Raw genomic sequence first — 21,454 nt, 5'->3', positions numbered from 1 at the left:
TTGGAGCGACCAATAGGTCTAATCTCCTTTTTCTCCGGCGACCAATCGACATTACACTGTCGCCTGCCCAAAAACGATGACGAGGTAAACACGTTGATTATTCACCCTAAAGTTCGTGGCTTCATCTGTACCACCACCCACCCGCTGGGTTGCGAGCGCAACGTGGCCGAGCAGATCGAGGCCACGCGCAAACTGGGCGTGCGTAACGACGGTCCGAAGAAGGTGCTGGTTATCGGCGCCTCCAGTGGTTACGGCCTGGCCGCGCGCATCACGGCCGCTTTCGGCTTTGGCGCCGACACCCTGGGCGTGTTCTTCGAGAAGCCGGGCACTGAAACCAAGGCCGGTACCGCAGGCTGGTACAACTCGGCTGCGTTCGACAAGTTCGCCAAGGCCGAAGGCCTGTACAGCAAGTCGATCAATGGCGACGCCTTCTCCGACGAAGCCCGCGCCAAGGTCATCGAGCTGATCAAGAACGAAATGGGCGGCAAGATCGATCTGGTGATCTACTCCCTGGCTTCGCCGGTGCGCAAGCTCCCGCAAAGCGGTGAAGTGATCCGTTCGGCGCTCAAGCCCATCGGCCAGCCGTACAAGTCGACCGCCATCGACACCAACAAGGACGTGATCATCGAGGCCGCCATCGAGCCGGCCAGCGAGCAGGAAATCGCCGATACCGTCACCGTCATGGGCGGCCAGGACTGGCAGCTGTGGGTCGACGCCCTGGCTGGCGCCGGCGTGTTGGCCGAAGGCGCGCGTACAGTGGCCTTCAGCTACATCGGCACCGAAATCACCTGGCCTATCTACTGGCACGGTGCCCTGGGCAAGGCAAAGCAGGATCTGGACGAGACCGCCCTGCGCCTGGACCAGAAACTGGCCGGTGAAGTCAAGGGCGGCGCCAACGTGGCCGTGCTCAAGTCGGTAGTCACCCAGGCCAGCTCGGCCATCCCGGTGATGCCGCTGTACCTGTCGATGGTATTTAAGATCATGCAGGAAAAAGGCATCCACGAAGGCACCCAGAACCAGCTCGACCGCCTGTTCCGTGACCGCCTGTTCCGCACCGACGGCGCCCCGGCTGAGGTCGATGAAAAAGCCCGCCTGCGCCTGGACGATTGGGAGCTGCGTGACGACGTACAGGACGCCTGCAAGGCCATGTGGCCACAGGTGACTACCGAGAACCTGTTCGAACTGACCGACTATGCCCTTTACAAGAAGCAGTTCCTCAACCTGTTCGGTTTCGAGCGCAGCGACGTGGACTACGACGCTGACGTGGCTACCGACGTCGAGTTCGACGTGGTTCAGCTGTAACCGCTCTTTCCGCGGCTGTGAAAAAGGGACGCCTCGGCGTCCCTTTTTGCATTGCGGCCTGGGCCGCTCAGCCCACCGGTTCGTCGGTGTTCACATAGCGAGGCACTTTCGCCAAGGGCAGGCGACGTGCCTGTTCGACGCTGATGCCTGGGCGCTTGGGTAGCGATTCCAGGCGCTGCGGCTGGCCAGTCTGCAGAGCGCGTTCGATAGCAGCGAGGATGCGCACGTCGCGCCAGCCTTCGTCACCATCGGGCTCCGGCTCGCGGTTCTGCAGGATGCAGTCGGAGAAGTACTGGGTCTGGCCGCCGAACTGATCGACCACCGGATGGCTGTGCTCCTTGGTCTCGTCACCGATGATGGCACGGTAGCTGATCCCTACGCCCTCACCGAAGCCGAAGCAGGGCGAGGCTTCGAACTCGCCTTCGCTGCCGATCACTTGCAGGCGCTGGCTGCCGGGCAGGCTGTAGCTGACGGTGAACACCGCCAGGCGCTCGTCTGCGAAGCGCAGGGTGACGCTCACGGTGTCCGGTGTGTTGATCTCGCGGCCGGGTGTCTGGACGGCCACGGCACGCACTTCCAGGGGCTCGTCGTCGAACAGGTTGCGTACCGCGTTGATCGGGTACGGGCCCATATCGGTCACCGGGCCTGCCCAGTAGCCGCTCTGCATACGGTGGTTGGCCGGGTCGACGGTCTGCGTGAAGGTGGCGGTGAACAGCCGCGGGTCACCGATATCGCCCGAACGGATCCGGTGGATCATCTCCACGGTGCCGGGTTCGAAATGCAGGCGGTAGGCGATCATCAGCTTGGCGCCGGAGCGCTCGGCAGCGGCGGTGATGGCCTTGCAGTCTTCTTCGCTGGTTGCCATGGGCTTTTCCAGCAGCACGTGGATACCGGCTTCCAGGGCGGGCTCGGCGAACTCGCGGTGACGGAAATTCGGCGTGGCCAGGTAGATGGCATCGATCTCGCCCGAGGCGAGCAGCGCGGGGAATTCGTCGTAGCTGTAGCTCTTGATGTCGTACATCGCGGCCAGTTCATCGGCCTTGATCGGGTCGCCGGTCACCAGCGCGGTGATCACCGAATTGTCGGTCTGGCCGACGCCAGGCATGAATGCGCCCTGAGAAATCCAGCCACCTGCGACCACTGCATAACGAACCTTGCCTTGAGCATCGGGCATGTCATCGACTCCTGTGCAACACCGAACCGGATTGTTCGGTTTATTGGGGCTGTTGACGTTGCAGGGCGCGCCGAGGGGCTCGGGCGTGCTCATGCGCAAACGTCAACAGACCCTAGAGTCGGCAGGCATCGGCACGTGAAGTTCAGTAAAAGCGCCTGCCGGTCTTGGTGCACCGGCGTCGCTTGAACGACACGGGAAATCATCCGACTATTCTGTGGTCAGTATTGGCGCCATCCAAGGCGCACCCGTTACGTTGTTTATGGAGAGTTGCAATGAAAGCCCTGATTTCCAGCCTGTTGCTCGTCGCTGCCCTGCCGGCACTGGCCGACACCGCGTCCAATCCACGTTGCGAGGCGAAGGTGGCGGACATCCAGCAACAGATCCAGGCTGCCAAGACCGCTGGCCATGACGGCAAGGTCAAAGGGCTGAACACGGCATTGGAAAACGTCCGTGCCAATTGCACCGACAAGGCGTTGCTGCGCGAGCTGGAAGGCAAGGTCGGCGAAGCGCGGGACGAGGTGCGCGAGCGTGAGGCGGATCTGCGCGAGGCCGAGCTGAGCGGCGACGCCAGCAAGATCGCCAAGCGTCAGGCCAAACTGGAGGAAGCCCGCGGGGAATTGCAGCAGGCCGAGACCGAGCTGAGCCCGGCCCCCAAGCAGCAGGCTGAATGAAAAAAGGGAGGCTGGCCGAGCCGCCGTCCTCCCTGTTTCACCATGCGGCGCCGGGTTGCCCGGCGCCTGCCATCAGGTTCTGAAACGCCCCACCAGTCCATTCAGTTCGCCGGACAGTGCCTCCAGGCGCTGCGAGTCGCTGCGTGCCGAATGGGCCAGTTCCTCGACCAGTTGTGCGTCGGTCTGGATCTGCGCGATGTGCCGGTTGATGTCTTCGGCCACGTGGTGCTGTTCTTCGGCCGCCGTGGCGATCTGATTGTTCTGATCGCGAATCTCGTCCACCGAGCTGCGGATCTGTTCGAAGCTGTCGCGAGCCTGCTGAATCCGTTCGACGCTCTGCTGCGACATGCTCAGGCTGCTCTGCATCTGCTTGGTCACGTCCTGGGTACGTTTGGCCAGGCCACCCAGCAGGCTGTCGATCTCGCCCGTCGAGTCCGCGGTGCGTTTGGCCAGTGCGCGTACTTCGTCGGCGACCACGGCGAAGCCGCGGCCCTGTTCACCGGCACGCGCGGCCTCGATGGCGGCGTTGAGGGCCAGCAGGTTGGTCTGCTCGGCGATCGAACGGATGGTGTCGAGGATGGCATTGATGTTCTTGCTGTCCTGCTCCAGCACCTGCATGGCCTGAGCCGACTTCTGCAGGTTCTCGCTCAGCCGCGAGACGCTGCCGGTGGCTTCGTCGATCTGCAACTGACCATCGTGCACCTGACGCTGGCCGGAGTCGGCCGAGGAGGCGGCATGGCTGCAGGAGCGGGCCACTTCGTTGGCGGTGGCGACCATCTCGTTGAAGGCGGTGGACACCAGCTCCACGGCCTCGCGCTGACGGCCGGCGGCGTCGTTCATGTCGCGGGCCACGCGGGTGCTGGCATCCGAGGCGGTTTGCAGATCCGCCGAAGCGCTGCCGATGCGTTGCACCAGGGTGCGGATGGCGCCGAGGAACTGGTTGAACCAGCGTGCCAGCAGAGCGGTTTCGTCATTGCCGCGCACGTCGAGGTTGCGGGTCAGGTCGCCTTCGCCCTGGGCAATGCCTTCCAGGCCACCGGCCACGCTGCGGATCGGTTTGACGATCAGACCGGCGAAGCTGGCGCCAACGATGGCGAACAGTACGGCCAGTACCGCGGCGATCACACCGATCTGCCAGGTCAGGCTGGTGGCCTTGGCCATCACCTCGCTGCGTTCGATCAGGCCGATGAAGCGCCAGCCGAGGGCTTTCGATGACCAGACGTTGGCCATGTAAGGCACGCCGTCCAACTCTATCTCCACCAACCCGTTTTCCACGCCGGCCAGTTCCTTGTAGCCGTCGCCCAAGTCGCTGATCAGCTTGAAACCATGGGCAGGATCGCGCGGGTCGACCAGCACGTTGCCGTTGCTTTCCAGCAGCATCAGGTAGCCGCTCTCGCCGAGCTTGATCTGCTTGACCAGTTCGGTGAGCTGCTTGAGGGAAACGTCCAGGCCGAGCACGCCGGCCGGTTGGCCCAGGTCATTTTCTATGGTGCGCACGGTGCCCATCAGCACCACGTCGTCCGGTGCCCAGTAATAGGCGGAGGTGCGTACGGTTTTGCCTGGCGAGGCCATGGCGGTCTTGTACCAGGGGCGTACGCGCGGGTCGTAGTTGCTCAACTTGGCGTCGTCGGGCCAGGACGCGTAGCCGCCGTCGGGCTTGCCGATCGACAGATAGGCGGTGCTCGGGTGGCTGGCGGCGAACTCGCCGAACATCTTCAGAAACGCCTGATTGTTCTCGTTCAGCGGTATCCGCGCGGCATCGGCACCGGAGTAGTCCTTCAACTCGCCGGCGTTGCGTATGTCGGGATGCTTGGCCAGGTACTCGACGTTCTGCGCGATGGCATCGAGGAACTGATTCATGGCGTTCTCGATCTGACGGATCTCCCGGCTGCTACTGTCGAGGAAGTCGTCCTGCGCCTGCGCGCGCAGGTTGATCACCACCACGACCGCGACCAGCACGACGGGCACACAGGCGATGGCCGCGAAGGCCCAGGTGAGTTTCTGTTTGATGTTCACGGGTTGTTCCTGCTCGAGCGAGAGATGTTGTTTTTGAAGCGAGAGGCAGTAAACGAGAAAGCATCGGGCCTTGTGCCGGCCTGTGAACACTGAATCGGCTGGGGGCGGATTAACTTGAGTGGTATTTGGTATTCCAGGCAAGACTTTTTCTTCGCCTGGAATGAAGGGAGGGGGGAGGATTTGCGAACGGCCGGCGTCACTGCTCGTGCGAGTCGCCTGCCTTGTGCCGCCACGGTGAGTAGTCGAGATTGACGATGAACACGTGCTGACCCTGAGCGTTGGGCTTCTGCCCGGGTACCAGAGGGACATCGCGCAATGTCGCACAGGCATGCCCCAGATGATCGAGCAGGCTGTTGTCCTGCTTGAAATCACGACGCCTCAGCCGGTGAGGTTCGATGATCACCTCGCAGCCAAGCACGTTGCGGTGTTCATCCAGCATGCCGATCAAGCGTGCCTTGCCGATGCTGTCGATCGGCTGATCGGCGAACAGGTGTCTCCAGAAGTATGCGCTTCGCTGATTGACGGCGGTGCTCCTGGCCTGGCGAGCCGCATCCACCTGGCGCAGGGGGAACTGGAGGGGGGCAACTATCTCGGTGCTCGCACCTTCATCGAACATGTGCGCAGGAATGGGCGGCAGAACGGTCTGCCAGCACAGGCTGTTCATCCGCTCAGCCAATTGTGGATTGTAGGCAAAGCCACCGGAGTTCTTCGCGTTGCTGGCGGGGCGCGCCTTGCAATCGAGCAACTGATTCTGGCGGTCCAGGACGTAGACCATCTCGAAACTTCCGACCTGCCACTCCGGGTTCGCCTCGATACCGACGGTGCGCACCGCGTTCATGGACGCCAAGACGAAATACTCCTTCGCGAGTTCGTCTGGCGTTTTAGTGGCGGGTGTGGGTGCCTGGGTGCTGCAGGCCACCAGCAGGAAGCTGCCGGCGAGTAGTGCCAGGGACTGCTTGAGCATGACATTCCTTGTCTGAAATCGAAGGTGACGCGGATTCTACAGCTGTGCGCTGCGCCTGTGCTCGCGCCTGCTCGCATGGATGAACACCACCACGAACAAGGCGCTGAGCAGTACCACGATGGTCGGCCCGGGAGCGCTGTCGATGAAGAAGCTCAGGTACACGCCGCTCAGTGCCGCCCCCACGGCGATGCCCACGGCGGTGAAGAGCATGGCGCCCATGGTGCGGGTGAGCAGGAAGGCGATGGCGCCAGGGGCGATCAGCAGCGCCACGGTGAGCACGATGCCGATGGCCTTGAGGGCGCCGACGATGGTCAGCGACATCACCGCCAGCAGCCCATAGTGCAGCAGGCGCACCGGTAAACCGACAGTGCGCGCCTGCACCGGGTCGAAGGCGTGCAGCAGCAGGTCGCGCCATTTCAGACCGATGAATGCGGTGACGGCCAGGGCGATCAGGCCGCTTTCCAGCAGGTCGGCCCAGCCGATGCCGAGCATGTCGCCAAACAGGATATGGTCCAGGTGCACGTCGCTGTGAATCTGCGTGTACAGCAGCAGGCCGAAGCCGAACATGCCGGAGAACACCACGCCCATCAGGGTGTCCTGCTTGATCCGGCTGTTTTCCTTGAGATAGCCCGAGGCGACCGCGCACAGCATGCCGGCGACGAAGGCGCCGAGCGAGTAGGGCAGGCCGACGATATAGGCGATGACCACACCGGGAAACACCGCGTGGGCGGTGGCGTCGCCCATCAGTGCCCAGCCCTTGAGCACCAGAAAGCACGACAGCAGCGCAGCGGGGATGGCCACCAGCACGGCGATCAGCAGGGCGTACTGCATGAAGTCGATTTGCAGCGGTTGCAGGAGTATCTCCATGGTCACATCTCCAGCCGTGCCTGGGCGGCCCGGCGGCGGGCGGCGAGCAGGCCGTGCTTGGGCGCGAAGACGAAAGCCACCAGGAACACGCAGGTCTGCAGCACGATGATGATCGCCCCGGTGGCGCCATCGAGAAAGTAGCTGGCATAGGCGCCGATGAAGCAGCTCAGGCCGCCGATGCAGCCGGCGATCAGCAGCAGCCGCTCGAAACGGTCGCTGAGCAGGTAGGCGGTGGCGCCCGGGGTGACGACCATGGCGATGACCAGAAAGGCGCCGACGGTCTGCATGGCCGCCACGGTGCAGGCGGACAGCAGGATGAAGAAGATCGCCTTCAGCCGCGTCGGGCTGAGGCCGATGGAGCGGGCATGGTGCTCGTCGAAGAACACCACCATCAAGTCCTTCCAGCGCAGTGCCAGCACGGCCATGGTGATGCCGGCGATCAACAGCAACTGCAGGGTGTCGCCCGGTGTGATGGCGAGAATGTTGCCGAGCACGATGGTCTGGATGTTCACCGAGGTGGGGGACAGCGACACCATGAACAGCCCGAGGCCGAAGAACGACGAAAAGATCAAACCGATGATCACGTCTTCCTTGAGCTTGCTGCGCTGATTGAGGAACAGCATGGCGCCCGCCGCCAGCGTGCCGGCACCGAAGGCACCGAGGGCGAAGGGCAGGCCGAGCATGTAGGCCCCGGCGACGCCGGGGACGATGGAATGCGCCAGGGCGTCGCCGATCAGCGACCAGCCCTTGAGCATCAGGTACACCGAGAGCAGCGCGCAGACCACGCCGACCAGGGTCGAGACCCACATGGCATTGACCATGTAGCCGTAGGAAAAGGGTTCGAGCAGGGTGTGCACTATTGGTCCTTTTCGTCGACGCGGCCGCGGATGGTCGATTTGCCGTCGTAGAGCACCAGCGGGCGCTCGTCGTCGGTGATGATGCCGATCAGCGGCGACTTGTCATCACGGCCTTCGCCCGGCAGTTCGAAGTGACGCAGCACGCCGCCGAAGGTGCGCTCGAGATTCTCGCGGGTGAACACCAGCTGGGTCGGCCCGTAGGCCAGCACGGTACGCGCCAGCAGCACGGTGCGGTCGCAGAACTCCGGCACACTGCCCAGATTGTGGGTGGAGACGAGCATCACCCGGCCCTCGTCGCGCAGTTCGCCGAGCAGCCGCACGATGGCGTCCTCGGTCTTCACGTCGACCCCGGTGAAGGGTTCGTCGAGCAGGATGACCCGCGAATCCTGGGCCAGGGCGCGCGCGAGGAACACGCGTTTCTTCTGTCCACCGGACAGCTCGCCGATCTGCCGTTTGCGCAGGTCGCCCATGCCGACCCGTGCCAGGGCCGTTTCAACCGCCTGGCGGTCGGCGGCCTTGGGACGACGCAGCATGCCCATGTGACCAAAGCGGCCCATCATCACCACGTCTTCGACCAGTACCGGAAAATTCCAGTCGACGTCTTCACTCTGCGGCACGTAGGCGATCAGGTTGCGTTTCAGGGCATCGCGCACCGGCATGCCGAGCACGCTGATGCTGCCATGGGCAAGGGTCACGAAGCCCATGATGGCCTTGAACAGCGTCGACTTGCCGCTGCCGTTGACGCCCACCAGGGCGGTGATGCTACCGCCCGGGCTGCCGAAGCTGGCATTGCGCAAGGCGGTGTGGCCGTTGCGGTAGGTCACGCTGATGTCATCGACACGAATGCCGTCGAGGCTGTCCTCTTCGTGCAGGGCGTTGGGCATTATTCGGCCAGCCCGTCAGCGATGGTCTGCGAGGTGACGCGCAGCAGGTCGAGGTAGGTCGGTACCGGGCCGCTCGGTTCGCTGAGCGAATCGACGTACAGCACGCCGCCGTACTTGGCGCCGGTTTCCCGGGCGACCTGCTGGGCTGGCGAAGCGGAGATGGTGCTTTCGCTGAACACGGCGGGAATCTTGTTGGCGCGCACTGCATCGATCACCTTGCGCACCTGTTGCGGGGTGCCCTGCTGATCGGCGTTGATTGGCCACAGGTACAGCTCCTTGAGGCCGAAATCGCGGGCCAGGTAGCTGAATGCGCCCTCGCTGGAAACCAGCCAGCGGCGGTTCTCCGGGATCGCCTGCAGGCGCTCGCGGATCGGCGTTACGGTGGCCTGAATGCGTGCCTTGTAGGCTTCGGCGTTGGCCTTGTAGGTTTCGGCATTGGCGGCGTCGTGCTCGACCAGTGCGTCACGGATATTGTCGATGTAGATCATCGCCGAGTCCGGCGACATCCAGGCGTGGGGATTGGGTTTGCCGCCGTATGGACCTTCGGCGATGCTGATCGGCTCGACGCCATCGCTCAGCGTCGCGGAGGGCACGCCCTGCAGGCGCTGCAGAAAACGTTCGAACCACAGCTCCAGGTTCATGCCGTTACGCAGGATCAACTGAGCGTCGCGGGCCTTGAGGATATCGCCCGGCGTCGGCTGGTAATTGTGGATCTCGGCACCCGGCTTGGTGATCGATTCGACCACGGCGGCGTCGCCAGCGACTTCGCGGGCCATGTCGGCGAGGACGGTGAAGGTGGTGACGACCTTGAACTTGCCCTCGGCGGAGGCCAGTTGCGGCAGCAGGGTCAGAAGGAGGGCGGCGAGCAGGGAGGCACAGGTGCGCGAGCGGATCCGATTGAACATCTTCATCCTCATATGGCTTGACCGGTCAAATCACCGGGATGGTCATTACCCCCGGACAGGGCTGCCACTCTAGCGATAAATCGTCGCTAATGAAAACTATTGGCATTAGAGATTTGTTTTCGATGCATGCCGTTCGATGTTGCGTTATGGCAGCGAACGACGGCTGTGCTCAGCGTAGCTGCTGGAGCGCATGCATGTGAGCCGTTGCAGCGCTGGCAGGTTCCGCCAATGTGATCGCGGCGACCGTGGCATGGGCGAAAATGCACAAGCCCGCAACCTGTGCGGGCTTGTGCGGGTGGTCAGTCGCAGGATGGGGTATCACTCACCCTGCGGCTCAGGGCCGATGCAAGCCCCTCGTCCGATCGCGCTCGGCTTGGCGGCTCAGCTGCCGCTCTTGATCTTGGTCCAGGCACGGGTGCGTACCCGCTCGACTTTCTGCGGCAGGGGTTCGACGCTGTAGAGGGTTTTCTGCCCCTCGGCGGTCGGGGTCAGGTCGGCGTTGTCGCTGATCGCCTTGTCCACCAGCAGCATGCCTGCCTTGTTGGGGTTCGGGTAACCGAGGAAATCGCTGATCGGTGCGATCACTTTCGGGTCGAGCAGGTTGTTGAGGAACTCATGAGCTTCCTCGACGTTCTTGGCGCTGACCGGAATGGCGAAGGTGTCGAACCAGATCGGTGCGCCTTCCTTCGGCAGGCGCCATTCGACCTTCACGCCGTTGCCTGCTTCCTTGGCGCGGTTGGCGAACTGGTAGAAGCTGCCCGAATAGCCGATGGCCACGCAGATGTCGCCGTTGGCGATGTCGGTCATGTACTTGGCCGAGTGGAAATAGGTTACGTACGGGCGGATGCTCATCATCAGCTCGGTGGCCTTGTCGTAGTCAGCCGGGTTGGTGCTGTTCGGCGGCAAACCCAGGTAGTGCAGCGCCAGCGGCAGGATCTCGTTGGGCGCGTCGAGCATGGCGACGCCGCATTGCTTGAGCTTCTCCATGTTCTCGGGTTTGAACACCAGATCCCAGCTGTCCACCGGGGCGTCGGCGCCAAGGGCAGCCTTGACCTTGTCCGGGTTGAAGCCGATCAGCACGGTGCCGTACATGTACGGCACACCGTACTGGTTGCCGGGGTCGTTGGTCTCCAGCAGCTTGAGCAGTGCGGGGTCGAGGTTCTTCCAGTTGGGCAGCTTGCTCTTGTCGAGCTTCTGGAATACCCCCGCCTTGATCTGGGTGTCGAGGAACATGTTCGATGGCACCACCAGGTCGTAGCCCGAGTTGCCGGTGAGCAGTTTGGCTTCCAGTGCTTCGTTGGTTTCGAAGGTGTCCCAGGTCAGCTTGACGCCGCTTTTCTGCTCGAAGTCCTTGAGGGTCTGCGGCAGGATGTAGTCGGCCCAGTTGTAGACCCGCAGTTCTCGAGTCTCGGCCATGGCATTGCCGACCAGCAGCGCCGCGCCGCAGAGGGTGGCGCCGAACAAACGGTGGAGATTTTTCATCGTTATGTGCTCCGGTTATTCAGGGGTGTCGGCAGTAGGCTCAGGCGCCTTCGAAACCTTCCAGTACGTTCACCGCGTTGACGCCGATCTCCTCCACGGCATAGCCGCCCTCCATCACGAACAGGGTGGGCTTGCCGAGGCGGGCGATGCGTTCGCCCATGCGCAGGTAGTCGGGGCTGTCGAGCTTGAACTGGGAAATCGGGTCTTCCTTGAACGTGTCCACGCCCAGGGACACCACGATCACGTCCGCTGCGTAATCGTCGATACGTGCGCAGGCACTCTCCAGTGCGGCGCTCCATTGCTCCCATCCGCTGCCGGAAGCCAGCGGCAGATTGAGGTTGAAGCCTTCACCGGCGCCTTCGCCGTGCTCGTCCTGGTAACCGAGGAAGAACGGGAATTCGAAAGCCGGATGACCATGGATCGAGACGAACAGCACATCGCTGCGGTCGTAGAAGATCGACTGCGTGCCATTGCCGTGGTGGTAGTCCACGTCGAGAATGGCGACCCGCTTGCAGCCCTGATCCAGGAAGGCCTGAGCGGCGATGGCGGCATTGTTAAGGTAGCAGTAGCCACCCATCAGGTCAGCGGCCGCGTGGTGGCCCGGTGGGCGACAGAGGGCGAAGGCGCCAGTGGCGCCATCGCTGATCAGCTTCTGCCCGGTAAGGGCGACCTGGGCGGCACTCCAGGCGGCCTGCCAGGTGCCGGCGGTGATCGGTGCGCCGCCGTCGAAACTGTAATAACCGAGCTGACCATGCAGGTTGTCCGGCACCACGCTGCGCAGGGTGCGGGCCGGCCAGGTGAAGGGCATCAGGTCACCGTCACGCCCCATGGCGGCCCAGCGTGCCCAGGCGCCTTCGAAAAAGCTCAGGTAGTCGCGGTGATGAATGCGTTCGATCGGTGCTCGGCCGAAATCGCTGGGGGTGATGACTTCACCCAGTTGCTGCTGGCGCACGCGGGCGAGCACATGGTCGGCTCGCGACGGCATTTCGAAGCAGGGCTTGAGCTCCCCGTCGATGATTTCGCAGCGGCCATGATGCAGGTGATGGTCATCGCTGTAGATCGTACGCATGGCTGAGTCTCCGACTTGGACAGCTGCATTCTTGGCCCGAGTCTGGCGCTGGCGAAATGAGCGCAATGGCCAAAAGGGGATAGATGTGGCCACGAAATGGCGCAGCAGCGATCCGTATCGGTGCAGGTCTAGGCGCTGACCGGGCGCCGATAGCGGCTTGGCGATACGCCGCTCCAGCGCTGGAAGGCGTGGCGGAAACTGGCGGTTTCGCTGTAGCCGAGTGCCTCGGCGATCCGTGCGATGGGCAGCCGCTCCTGGTCCAGCAGGTGGCGTGCCTGCTCGAAGCGCAGCTCATCGAGCAGGGTCTGATAGCTGGTGCCGACTTCTTGCAACTGCCTGCGCAGGGTGCGCGACGAGCAACGCAGCTGGCGCGCCAGGCCATCCAGGCCAGGCGCCGTCGGCAACTGGCTGGCGAGCAACTGGCGTACGCGGGAAATCAGCGCCAGGTGGGAGATGAACTCGCGGTTCAGGTGGCGGCAGCGTTCCAGGGTGTCGCGGTGAGTCACCGGGTCTGCCAGGGGCAGGCGTCGATCCAGCCACTGGCTATCGAAAACGATGGCGTTGTCGGTGGCATTGAAGCGCACTGCACAAGCGAAGTCGCGGCTGTACTGACGCTGGTAGCGCGGCGCTCGATGGCTGAAACGGGCCGCGTCGAGGGGCAGGGTGCGACCGAGCAGGTCCTCGCAGATCAACTTCAGCGAGGCCAGACAGAACTCGGTGTTGAAGGTCTCCAGTTCCGCCGTGTCGCGATAGTGGCTGGCCTCGATCCAGGCCTGCGAGCCATCGCGGCGCAGACGCAGGTCGAAGAGGGTGCCGAGCAAGGCGGGAAAGCTGAAGGCGACCTCCAGCGCATCGCCCAGCGTCGATGCCGAGAGCAGGCTGAAACCCAGCAGGCCATAGGACGATACATGCATGCGCCTGCCGAGCAGCAGGCCGAGATCCTGACGCCGGGCGGTGGCATTGCGAAACACCTGGCGTTCCTGGGCGATGCTGATGCGCATCTCCGGACGCTGCAGATCCGCCGCGTCGATGCCGCTGCCAGCCAGGAGTTCGTGAGCGTTGCAATCGCCATTCTGGCAAAGGGTATCGAGGGCCAGGACGACGGCATGCAGGGTGGTCAGATGGGCGTGCAGCATGGGGACTCGCCTTCTCGGGGCAGACCCTAAGATCAGGCAATAAGCGTGCCTTGCGCGCTCCTGAGCCTGTTCAGGCGTTTCACCGGAAACTGCGCTCGACAGATGTAGGAGAAGGTAACGCCGAGGCAGCCCGTAGCCTGGTGTGGAGCGCAGCGATACCCAGGGCGGTGTCGCTGCGCTCGACCGGGCTACAGCGCCACGAACAGCAGGAAGGTGCCGAGGATCAGGCGGTAGATCACGAACGGCAGCATGCCGATGCGATCCAGAGCGGCGAGGAACAGCTTGATGCACAGAAACGCCGACACGAACGACAGGCCGATGCCCCAGGCCATGTCGCCCCAGTGCGCGCCGTTGCCTTCTTCGATCAAGTGCAGGGTCTTCAAACTGCCGGCGGCGAGAATCAGCGGGATCGACAACAGGAAGGAGAAGCCAGCGGCGCTCTTGCGGTCGAAGCCGAGCATCAGTGCGGCGGTCATGGTGATGCCCGAGCGCGAGGTGCCAGGAATCAGCGCGAGCATCTGTGCCAGGCCGATCAGCAGGGCGTGGCGCCACGTCATGCGGCTCATGTCGGCATCACGGCTGCCTTTCACGTCGGCCCACCAGAGCACCAGGCCGAAGACGATGGTGGTGGTGCCGATCACCAGCATCGAACGGGTGTATTGCTCGATCACCGATTCGAAGATCAGCCCGGCCAGTGCGGCCGGGATGGTCGCCAGGATGATCATCCAGCCCATGCGGCTTTCCGGGCTGGCGCGGCGGTACAGAACGTGACCCAGCCAGCCGCTGACGATTGCCGCGATCTGCTGGCGAAAAGCGAGCACCACGGCCATCAGGGTGCCGACGTGCACGGCAACGTCGAAGGCCTGGCCCTGATCGGGCCAGCCCAGCAACTGCGAGGGCAGAATCAGGTGCGCGGAGGAGGAGACGGGAATGAATTCGGTAATGCCCTGGATGAGCGACAGGATGAGCAGGTGGAGCCAGTCCATGGGTTTCCTTATGAGGGAGTGAGCGAACGCGGACTGCGGGTATGACCCGGTGAGACCTGTTTTTCTCCGCGCTGCAGCTCGATTCCTTGAGATTCGCCTGCATTCTAGCCATGCCGGTCGTCTCCGGACCAGTGCTGGCCAGCCTGTGGCACTGCCGTGACGCCGCGGATTTGCTATCGTGTGTGCCCCCTCGCTCGGATGCTCCCGGTCGAGGCCTCCCGAAGACCCCCACGAGATTGCTCCCCATGCACCGCGCAGCATCGCCGGCACCTGGCCGGCCCCTGACCCGTAGCGATTACAAGACCCTGTCCCTGTCTGCCCTGGGCGGCGCGCTGGAGTTCTACGACTTCATCATCTACGTATTCTTCGCCACCGTGGTCGGCAAGCTGTTCTTCCCGCCGGACATGCCCGACTGGCTGCGCATGCTGCAGACTTTCGGCATCTTCGCCGCTGGCTATCTGGCACGCCCCCTGGGCGGCATCATCATGGCGCATTTCGGCGACCTGATCGGACGCAAGCGCATGTTCACCCTGAGCATCCTGATGATGGCGGTGCCTACGCTGATCATGGGTCTGCTGCCGACCTACGCACAGATCGGTATCTTCGCGCCCCTGCTGTTGCTGCTCATGCGCATGATCCAGGGCGCGGCGATTGGCGGTGAAGTGCCCGGTGCCTGGGTGTTCGTGTCCGAGCACGTGCCGGCGCGCCACATCGGTTATGCCTGCGGTACGCTGACCTGCGGCCTGACCACCGGCATCCTGCTCGGCTCGCTGATGGCCACGCTGATCAACAGCGTCTTCACCGCCGAGGAAGTGCTCGACTGGGCCTGGCGCGTGCCGTTCCTGATCGGCGGTGTGTTCGGTCTGTTCGCCATGTACCTGCGCCAGTGGTTGCACGAGACGCCGGTGTTCACCGAGATGCAGCAACGCAAGGCCCTGGCCGAGGAACTGCCGCTGAAAACCGTGGTGCGCGACCATCGCGGCAGCGTGGTGATTTCCGCGCTGCTGACCTGGCTGCTGTCGGCCGGCATCGTGGTGGCGATCCTGATGACGCCGACCTTTCTGCAGACCCTCTACGGCTTCGATGCGGTCACTTCGCTGAAGGCCAACAGCCTGGCCATCGTCATGCTCAGCATCGGTTGCATCATCAGCGGCGCCCTGTGCGACCGCATCGGTGCCGGCCGGGTGCTGGTAGTTGGCTGCAGTGCGCTGGCGGTCAGCGTATGGCTGTTCTACAGCGGCCTGCACGCCAACCCGCACTGGCTGTTCCCGCTGTATGCGTTGGTCGGCCTGTTCGTCGGCACCATCGGCGCGGTGCCGTTCGTGATGGTGCATGCTTTCCCGGCGCCAGTGCGCTTCAGCGGCCTGTCGTTCTCCTACAACATGTCCTATGCGGTATTCGGTGGCCTGACTCCGGTGGCCGTTTCGTTGCTGGTGAAGTGGAGCCCGCTCGGCCCGGCCTATTACCTGATCGCCCTGTGCGGTGTCGGCGTGGTGGTCGGGTTAGGGCTGCTGCGCAAGGGCCGCTGAGCATTCGATTGTTTCGCACCAGCCGGCCGAGCCGGTATGGTGCGTGCACGTTCACAACGCGATGGAGAAGCCCATGAGCCTTTACGGCGATTACGATTCGCAGAACATCTTCGCCAAGATCATTCGCGGCGAGATGCCCTGCTACAAGCTGTACGAAAACGACGATGTGCTGGTGTTCCTCGACCTGTTTCCGCAGTCCTTCGGGCACACGCTGGTGATCCCCAAGCGGGCCGAGGCTCGCAATATCCTCGAGATCGACGCCGACAACCTGACCAGGCTGACCCTGGCCGTGCAGAAGGTCGCCCGGGTGCTGGTCGATGAGCTCGAGCCCGATGGCGTGCAGGTCACCCAGTTCAACGGCGCGCCGGCAGGGCAGACGGTCTATCACATCCACGTACACGTGATTCCGCGCTTCAGCGAGCAGGGCTTGCAGAACCATGGCAGCGGCAAGGCCGATCCGGCCGAGCTGGAGAAACTGCAAGCCAGGCTGGTGAAGCGCTTCCAGAGCGCTTGATCGCCGCGGCGCCCACCCTGCGGATGGTGCGCGCGTTGTAGGGTGGGCTTCAGCCCACCACTTCTCCGATTCGGCGGGAGGGCGGCGCTTCGCTCAACGCCCCGCCAGCCCGTAGGGTGGGCTTCAGCCCACCAATGCTCCGCCAACCGTAGATGGACCGGGCGATGTGGCGAGCGTCGATGGGCATCGCGTTGCTCGACGCCTTCCTATGAACGCCGTCGCTTCAGCCACTGGCTCAACCATTCGTAACCGCTGACCATCAGGATGCCGCACAGCACCAGCAGGGCGCCGGCGACGAAGTTGATTTCCAGCGGTTCGTCGAGCAGCCATACGCCGAACACGATGCCGAACATCGGCGTCATGAACGACAGCACGCCGAGGCGCGAGGCGAGGTAGTTGCGCAGCAGCCAGAACCAGGCCAGAAAGCTTGCGAACGACACCAGCAGCGCCTGGAACGCCAGGCCGCCCAGAGCCACCGGCGTGGGGTTGAAGTGCAGTTGGCCGGTCAGCGCGCAGGCCAGCATCAGCAGCAGGAAGCCACCGAGCAACTGATAGAGCAGCGTCTGCGTGACCGGTGCGCTGGACAGGCGCGAGCAGCGCACCACCACGGTGGTCGCGCCCCAGGCCACGGCGCCAAGCAGGCCGAGGATATCGCCGAACATCTGCTTGCTGACATCCCGCGTCTCGAGATCCGGCGAGCCCCCTGCGAAAGACACCACGATGCCGACGAAGGCCACACCGATGCCCAGCCACTGCAGGGGTTTCAGGCGTTCGGCAGGCAGCCGCCAGTGCAGCCCCAGCGCGGCGAAGATAGGTGCCGTGTAGAGAAAGATCACCATGTGCGAGGCACTGGTATGGCGCAGCCCTTCACCGACCAGCATGAATTCCAGGGCGAACAGACACCCCACCATCAGGCCGGGCTGCCAGTTGCCTTCGCGCAACGACAGGCCGTCGCGGCGCCAGAGCATCAGCAATGCCACCAGCACGGCGGCCACCCCCGAGCGCAGAGCGAGCATCAGCATGGGCGCGACGTCATCGGCCGCTGCCTTCAGCACGACCTGCTGCAGCCCCCAGATCATGCACAGCACGACCATCATTGCCCCGGCCAGCCCGTCGATGTTCTTGCGCGTGTCCATAACGGAGCCTGCCAGTGGAGTAGGTCACCATTATGGTGCTGGCGATTTCTACTGATATAGTTCAAACCCGACAGCGCATAGCGGTTACCCGCCAGAGCGATGAAGATCGACGCCCCGCGACTGCAGATCCCCCCGTTCAGCGACGCCTTGCCGGCCCCGCTGTTCTTCCGAACCGCCAGCGTGCCGGCGCATGCGACCTATCCGCGTCATCGCCACGCCTGGGGTGAGTTCGTCTACGCCTTCAGCGGTGTCATGGAAATCGAAGTCGCCGGGCGTCACTATCTGGCGCCGCCGCAATATGGCATCTGGCTGCCGCCGGACCTGGAGCACATCGGCTTCAATCGGCACGAGGCCTGCCACTGCTCGATGTATGTCGCCCCGGAACATTGTGCTGAGCTGCCCGCCGAACCCTGCGCGCTGAGCCTGACTCCCCTGGTGCGTGCCTTGCTCGACGACCTGCGCGAATCGCCTCCCGACGCCGCGCGGCAGGCCGAGAACGAGCGGCAGTTGCAGTTGCTGCTCGACAAGTTGGCCCGGGCTCCCAAGGTCGGCAGCTACTTGCCCAGTTCCAGCGATGCGCTGCTGGAGCCGGTGTTGCGGCAGCTGACGGCCAACCCAGCGGACACTCGCTCGCTGGCGCAATTGGCCAGTCAGGCCAATACCACGGAGCGCACCCTGATGCGCCGCTGCCAGCGCGACCTGGGCATGTCCTTCGCGCAATGGCGGCAGCGCCTGCGCGTGGTCGCGGCGCTGGCGCAGTTGGAGCGCGGACGTACCGTGGAAAGTATCGCGCTGGATCTGGGTTACAGCAGTGCGTCGGCGTTCATCGGCATGTTCCGCCGGCTGATGGGCGTGTCGCCCGATGAATACCGCAAGGGCAACCTGCCGCGACAGCAATAGACGGTGGCGCAAATATCCCGGTGAGTCGTGTCGGGATTTATGGCACTGTCATGGCAGTGTGCTGGTCATACTCGACACTTAACCGAGATTCCCATGGAGGGAACCCATGCGTTCGATCTTCGCCGTACTGCCGCTGCTGGCTCTGGTTGGTTGCTCTTCGTACCAGGCCGATCCCGATAAGGTCACGGCCGTGCCGGCCGAGCGTCTGCTGGCGTACCAGACGCCGGTCAACGGTGGAGGGGAGGTCGTGGTTACCCGTGACCTGGGGCTGATGGGCGGTGGCTGCTATGTCGCCGTGCTGGTCGACCGCAAGATCGCCGCGCGCATCGCGGTGGGCGAGGAAGCACGTTTCCAGGTACCGGCAGGCAACCGTATTCTCGGCATCACCGCCGACAAGCAGGACGAAACCTTGTGTGGCAAGGGTCGCCTCAATCGTGAGGTAGCGGTGAAGGTCGAAGCGGGCGGCAGCGAAGATTTGCGAATCATCAGCCAGAATCGTGGCGGCTTCGACATCCAGCTCAGCGAGCCGAGGTAGAATCCGCCTCAACAACCCCGCACAGGACGTGCCCGTGAAAGATTTACCCGTTGCCATCGTCGGGGCTGGTACCGCGGGGCTGGCCAGTGCCATTCTGCTGGCCCGTCAGGGCTGGGCTGTCAGCGTTTTCGAGCGTGTCGCCGACCTGCAGCCGGTCGGTACGGGCATTCTCCTGCAGCCTTCCGGGTTGGCCGCTTTGCGCAGCCTCGGCCTGTTCGATGAATGCGCAGCGCTCGGCGCGCCGGTAAGCCGCCTGTACGGCACCTCCGCCTGTGCGGGAAGAGTGATTCTCGACACCCGCTATCAGCACTGGCAAGCCGATTCCTTCGGCCTCGGCATCCATCGTGGTGTACTGATGACTGCGCTGGTCAACGCGGCGCGCGCGGCTGGCGTGAATATCTGCACGGGTGTTTCGATCAGCCGTTTCCAGCAGTCGCCCACTCATGTGAGCCTGATCGCTGCCGATGATCAGGGCGGTGAGGTCGCACTCGGCGACCACGCGGCGTTGATTCTGGCCGACGGTACCCGCTCGCAGTTGCGGGCGCAGATGCAGGTCCGTCAGTGGGTCAAGCCCTATCCCTGGGGTGCGCTATGGAGCATCGTGCCGACGCCGGATGGCGCCGATTCAACCGATTTGCGCCAGTGGTACCGAGGCTGTTCGCAGATGTTCGGCATCATGCCGACCGGCGCTACCCACACCGACCGCAATACGCGCCTGAGCAGCCTGTTCTGGAGTCTGCCTGTCGCGACCCATGGTACGTGGCAGCAGTCCGGCCTGCCTGCCTGGAAGGATTCGGTACGCCAGCTCGCCGGTGAACCGGCCGAAGCCTTTCTGCAATCGATCGACTCGGCGCAGCGCTTGATGTTCGCCACCTATGCCGATGTGCGCATGTCCCGGTGGCATGACGGTCGGGTGCTGGCAATCGGTGACTGTGCCCACGCCATGAGCCCGCAACTGGGGCAGGGGGCGAACATGGCGCTGGTCGATGCCGTTGCGCTGGCCAGCGCACTGGGGCCAGTGGACCGGAAGCAGGCGGCGAATTTTCCCGAGCGCTTCGCCGCCTACGCGGATCTGCGCCGCGCTCATCTTCGTTATTACCGCCAGGCCAGCCGCTTGCTGACGCCCTTGTTCCAGTCGGACAGTGCCTGGCTGGCGGTCGTGCGCGATACTGCGCTGTTCATGGCGCGGCACCTGCCGATGGGGCGCCAGCATGCCGTTTCCACGCTGGTCGGGGCGCGTACCGGATGGTTGTTGTCCGGCAAGGGCGGCGCCGAGTTGTACGCCTGGCGCACGTCAGCGGCGCAGCCAGTCGCCCCGACATCTTCCGGTTAGGCGGCGCCCCGCGCCTGTTGTACCTTCCACGCCCAGACGAAAATCAGCAGGCCGCCCACCGCGGTCATCGCGCCGATGTAACCCGTCGATGTCCAGCCGAAACCGGCGCTGATCGCCAGGCCGCCGAGCCACGGGCCCAGTGCGTTGGCGATGTTGAATGCCGCGTGGTTGGAGGCGGCGGCCAGGGTCTGGGCGCCGGTGGCGACGTCCATCAGGTGGGTCTGCAGGGCCGGTGACAGGGCGGCGATGGTGCCCAGGGCGAGGATCGCCGGCAGTATCGTCCAGATCGAATGGGTAGCCGCGGGCAGAAGCAACAGCACCAGCGCACTCCACAGCAGAATCCAGGCCACCGACTTGAATTGCAGGCGGTCGAACAGCCAGCCGCCCGCCATGTTGCCGAGGATGCAGCCGACACCGAATATCGCCATGGCGACCGGAATCATTCCCGGGTTGACCTGGGTGACTTCCAGCAGCGTCGGCGCCATGTAGCTGAACACGCAGAACATTCCGGCGAAGCCGATCGAACCGATGCCCAGCGCCAGCCAGATGGGCGCGCGATTGAAGGCGCGCAGCTCGTTGATCGGGCTGCTGCGCACCTCGTTGCGGTCCACCGGCAGGAAGATCGCGACCATCGCCACGGTCAGCAGGGCGATCACGCTGACCAGTGCGAACGCATAGCGCCAGCTGACGCTCTGGCCCAGCCAGGTGGCCAGTGGGTTGCCGACCAGAATGGCCACGCTCAGGCCCATCAGCACCCGGCTTACCGCCTTGGCGCGCTTGTGCGGTGGTGCCATGGACGCGGCGACCAACATGGCGACGCCGAAATACGCACCGTGGGGCAGGCCGGCGAAGAAGCGAAAGACCAGCAGCGAAGCGTAGTCGGGCGCCAGGGCACTGGCGAGGTTGCCGACTGCGAAGACGCCCATCAGCAACAGCAGCAGCGTCTTGCGCAGCAGGCGTGCGCCGAGCAGCGCCAGGATCGGCGCACCGACCACCACGCCGAGCGCGTAGCTGCTGATCACGTGACCGACCTGCGGCTCGCTGACGCCCAGGTCCTCGGCGACATTGGGCATCAAGCCCATGATCGAGAACTCACTGGTGCCGATGGCAAAACCGCCAAGCGCCAGGGCCAGTTCGATCAGCAGGATCGCCCCCGCGCTCAGGCGCGTGGCGTCGTGGGCTGGGCCACTCATG

Annotated in this window: 20 protein-coding genes and 1 pseudogene; 7 read left to right on the top strand and 14 right to left on the bottom strand. The window is 64.0% G+C overall.

Going from position 1 to position 21,454, the window contains the following annotated elements; all coding sequences use genetic code 11:
* The first annotated feature begins 93 nt into the window (after window positions 1-93).
* Window positions 94-1,302, top strand: a complete 1,209-nt coding sequence (fabV, locus tag QRN22_RS13255; protein ID WP_042552219.1) for an enoyl-ACP reductase FabV — start codon at window positions 94-96, stop codon at window positions 1,300-1,302.
* A 67-nt stretch (window positions 1,303-1,369) separates the two neighbouring features.
* On the opposite strand, the gene QRN22_RS13250 is transcribed toward fabV, so the two are convergent.
* Window positions 1,370-2,476: a Gfo/Idh/MocA family protein gene (locus QRN22_RS13250; protein ID WP_042552220.1), complete on the bottom strand. Its 1,107-nt coding sequence runs from the start codon at window positions 2,474-2,476 to the stop codon at window positions 1,370-1,372.
* Between the two features lie 272 nt (window positions 2,477-2,748).
* Between QRN22_RS13250 and QRN22_RS13245 the strand changes: the two genes are divergently transcribed.
* Window positions 2,749-3,147, top strand: coding sequence for a DUF1090 domain-containing protein (locus QRN22_RS13245; protein ID WP_042552221.1), 399 nt, complete (start codon window positions 2,749-2,751; stop codon window positions 3,145-3,147).
* A 72-nt stretch (window positions 3,148-3,219) separates the two neighbouring features.
* Here QRN22_RS13245 and QRN22_RS26625 read toward each other — a convergent pair whose 3' ends face one another.
* From QRN22_RS26625 to QRN22_RS13195, 11 genes and pseudogenes are all read right to left on the bottom strand, one after another.
* Window positions 3,220-3,987: a methyl-accepting chemotaxis protein gene (locus QRN22_RS26625; protein WP_373565138.1), complete on the bottom strand. Its 768-nt coding sequence runs from the start codon at window positions 3,985-3,987 to the stop codon at window positions 3,220-3,222.
* Window positions 3,988-4,077: 90 nt separating this feature from the next.
* A pseudogene (locus QRN22_RS26620) lies at window positions 4,078-5,472 on the bottom strand (cache domain-containing protein); the annotation flags it as partial.
* A complete protein-coding gene (locus QRN22_RS13235; protein WP_156152646.1) occupies window positions 5,360-6,127 on the bottom strand; it encodes a hypothetical protein in 768 nt (255 codons plus the stop codon). The gene QRN22_RS13235 and the pseudogene QRN22_RS26620, both read right to left, overlap by 113 nt.
* 36 nt (window positions 6,128-6,163) lie before the next feature.
* Window positions 6,164-6,994, bottom strand: coding sequence for a metal ABC transporter permease (locus QRN22_RS13230; RefSeq protein ID WP_179537703.1), 831 nt, complete (start codon window positions 6,992-6,994; stop codon window positions 6,164-6,166).
* Between the two features lie 2 nt (window positions 6,995-6,996).
* The gene (locus QRN22_RS13225; protein WP_197076949.1) at window positions 6,997-7,851 is read right to left on the bottom strand and encodes a metal ABC transporter permease; all 855 of its coding nucleotides are present in this window, start codon (window positions 7,849-7,851) and stop codon (window positions 6,997-6,999) included.
* On the bottom strand, window positions 7,851-8,735 hold the full coding sequence (locus QRN22_RS13220) for a manganese/iron ABC transporter ATP-binding protein (protein ID WP_042552225.1): 885 nt from the start codon (window positions 8,733-8,735) through the stop codon (window positions 7,851-7,853). The genes QRN22_RS13225 and QRN22_RS13220 overlap by 1 nt, the downstream gene beginning before the upstream one ends.
* The gene (locus tag QRN22_RS13215) at window positions 8,735-9,640 is read right to left on the bottom strand and encodes a metal ABC transporter substrate-binding protein (RefSeq protein ID WP_042552226.1); all 906 of its coding nucleotides are present in this window, start codon (window positions 9,638-9,640) and stop codon (window positions 8,735-8,737) included. Before QRN22_RS13215 ends, QRN22_RS13220 begins: the two co-directional genes overlap by 1 nt.
* 381 nt (window positions 9,641-10,021) lie before the next feature.
* The gene (locus QRN22_RS13210) at window positions 10,022-11,122 is read right to left on the bottom strand and encodes a polyamine ABC transporter substrate-binding protein (RefSeq protein ID WP_042552227.1); all 1,101 of its coding nucleotides are present in this window, start codon (window positions 11,120-11,122) and stop codon (window positions 10,022-10,024) included.
* Window positions 11,123-11,162: 40 nt separating this feature from the next.
* Complete coding sequence (locus QRN22_RS13205) at window positions 11,163-12,191, bottom strand: histone deacetylase family protein (protein WP_042552228.1); 1,029 nt, start codon at window positions 12,189-12,191, stop codon at window positions 11,163-11,165.
* Window positions 12,192-12,319: 128 nt separating this feature from the next.
* Complete coding sequence (locus QRN22_RS13200; RefSeq protein WP_042552229.1) at window positions 12,320-13,327, bottom strand: AraC family transcriptional regulator; 1,008 nt, start codon at window positions 13,325-13,327, stop codon at window positions 12,320-12,322.
* A 188-nt stretch (window positions 13,328-13,515) separates the two neighbouring features.
* Window positions 13,516-14,313 (bottom strand): undecaprenyl-diphosphate phosphatase, encoded by a 798-nt coding sequence (locus QRN22_RS13195; RefSeq protein WP_042552230.1) that lies wholly within the window; start codon window positions 14,311-14,313, stop codon window positions 13,516-13,518.
* A gap of 245 nt (window positions 14,314-14,558) precedes the next feature.
* Between QRN22_RS13195 and QRN22_RS13190 the strand changes: the two genes are divergently transcribed.
* Window positions 14,559-15,842, top strand: a complete 1,284-nt coding sequence (locus QRN22_RS13190) for an MFS transporter (RefSeq protein ID WP_042552231.1) — start codon at window positions 14,559-14,561, stop codon at window positions 15,840-15,842.
* A 73-nt stretch (window positions 15,843-15,915) separates the two neighbouring features.
* A complete protein-coding gene (locus QRN22_RS13185; RefSeq protein WP_042552232.1) occupies window positions 15,916-16,356 on the top strand; it encodes an HIT family protein in 441 nt (146 codons plus the stop codon).
* A gap of 206 nt (window positions 16,357-16,562) precedes the next feature.
* Here QRN22_RS13185 and QRN22_RS13180 read toward each other — a convergent pair whose 3' ends face one another.
* A complete protein-coding gene (locus tag QRN22_RS13180; RefSeq protein ID WP_042552233.1) occupies window positions 16,563-17,492 on the bottom strand; it encodes a DMT family transporter in 930 nt (309 codons plus the stop codon).
* A gap of 99 nt (window positions 17,493-17,591) precedes the next feature.
* Here QRN22_RS13180 and QRN22_RS13175 point away from each other — a divergent pair, with 99 nt between their 5' ends.
* The 3 genes from QRN22_RS13175 (at window position 17,592) to QRN22_RS13165 (ending at window position 20,260) form a co-directional block, all read left to right on the top strand.
* Window positions 17,592-18,392, top strand: a complete 801-nt coding sequence (locus tag QRN22_RS13175; RefSeq protein ID WP_042552234.1) for an AraC family transcriptional regulator — start codon at window positions 17,592-17,594, stop codon at window positions 18,390-18,392.
* A gap of 106 nt (window positions 18,393-18,498) precedes the next feature.
* Window positions 18,499-18,927 carry a 3-isopropylmalate dehydratase gene (locus QRN22_RS13170; protein ID WP_042552235.1) on the top strand — a complete coding sequence of 143 codons (429 nt, stop codon included), beginning with the start codon at window positions 18,499-18,501 and terminating at the stop codon, window positions 18,925-18,927.
* A gap of 34 nt (window positions 18,928-18,961) precedes the next feature.
* A complete protein-coding gene (locus QRN22_RS13165) occupies window positions 18,962-20,260 on the top strand; it encodes an FAD-dependent oxidoreductase (protein WP_042552236.1) in 1,299 nt (432 codons plus the stop codon).
* Here QRN22_RS13165 and QRN22_RS13160 read toward each other — a convergent pair.
* Window positions 20,257-21,453, bottom strand: coding sequence for an MFS transporter (locus QRN22_RS13160; protein WP_042552237.1), 1,197 nt, complete (start codon window positions 21,451-21,453; stop codon window positions 20,257-20,259). The genes QRN22_RS13165 and QRN22_RS13160 overlap by 4 nt on opposite strands.
* Window position 21,454 lies beyond the last annotated feature (1 nt).

It is taken from the genome of Pseudomonas sp. MEJ086 (assembly GCF_030209025.1).
GTDB classification, from domain to species: Bacteria; Pseudomonadota; Gammaproteobacteria; order Pseudomonadales; family Pseudomonadaceae; genus Aquipseudomonas; species Aquipseudomonas fulva_A.
Note: the sequence above shows the minus strand (reverse complement) of the source record. Positions and strands in the feature narration are given on the sequence as shown.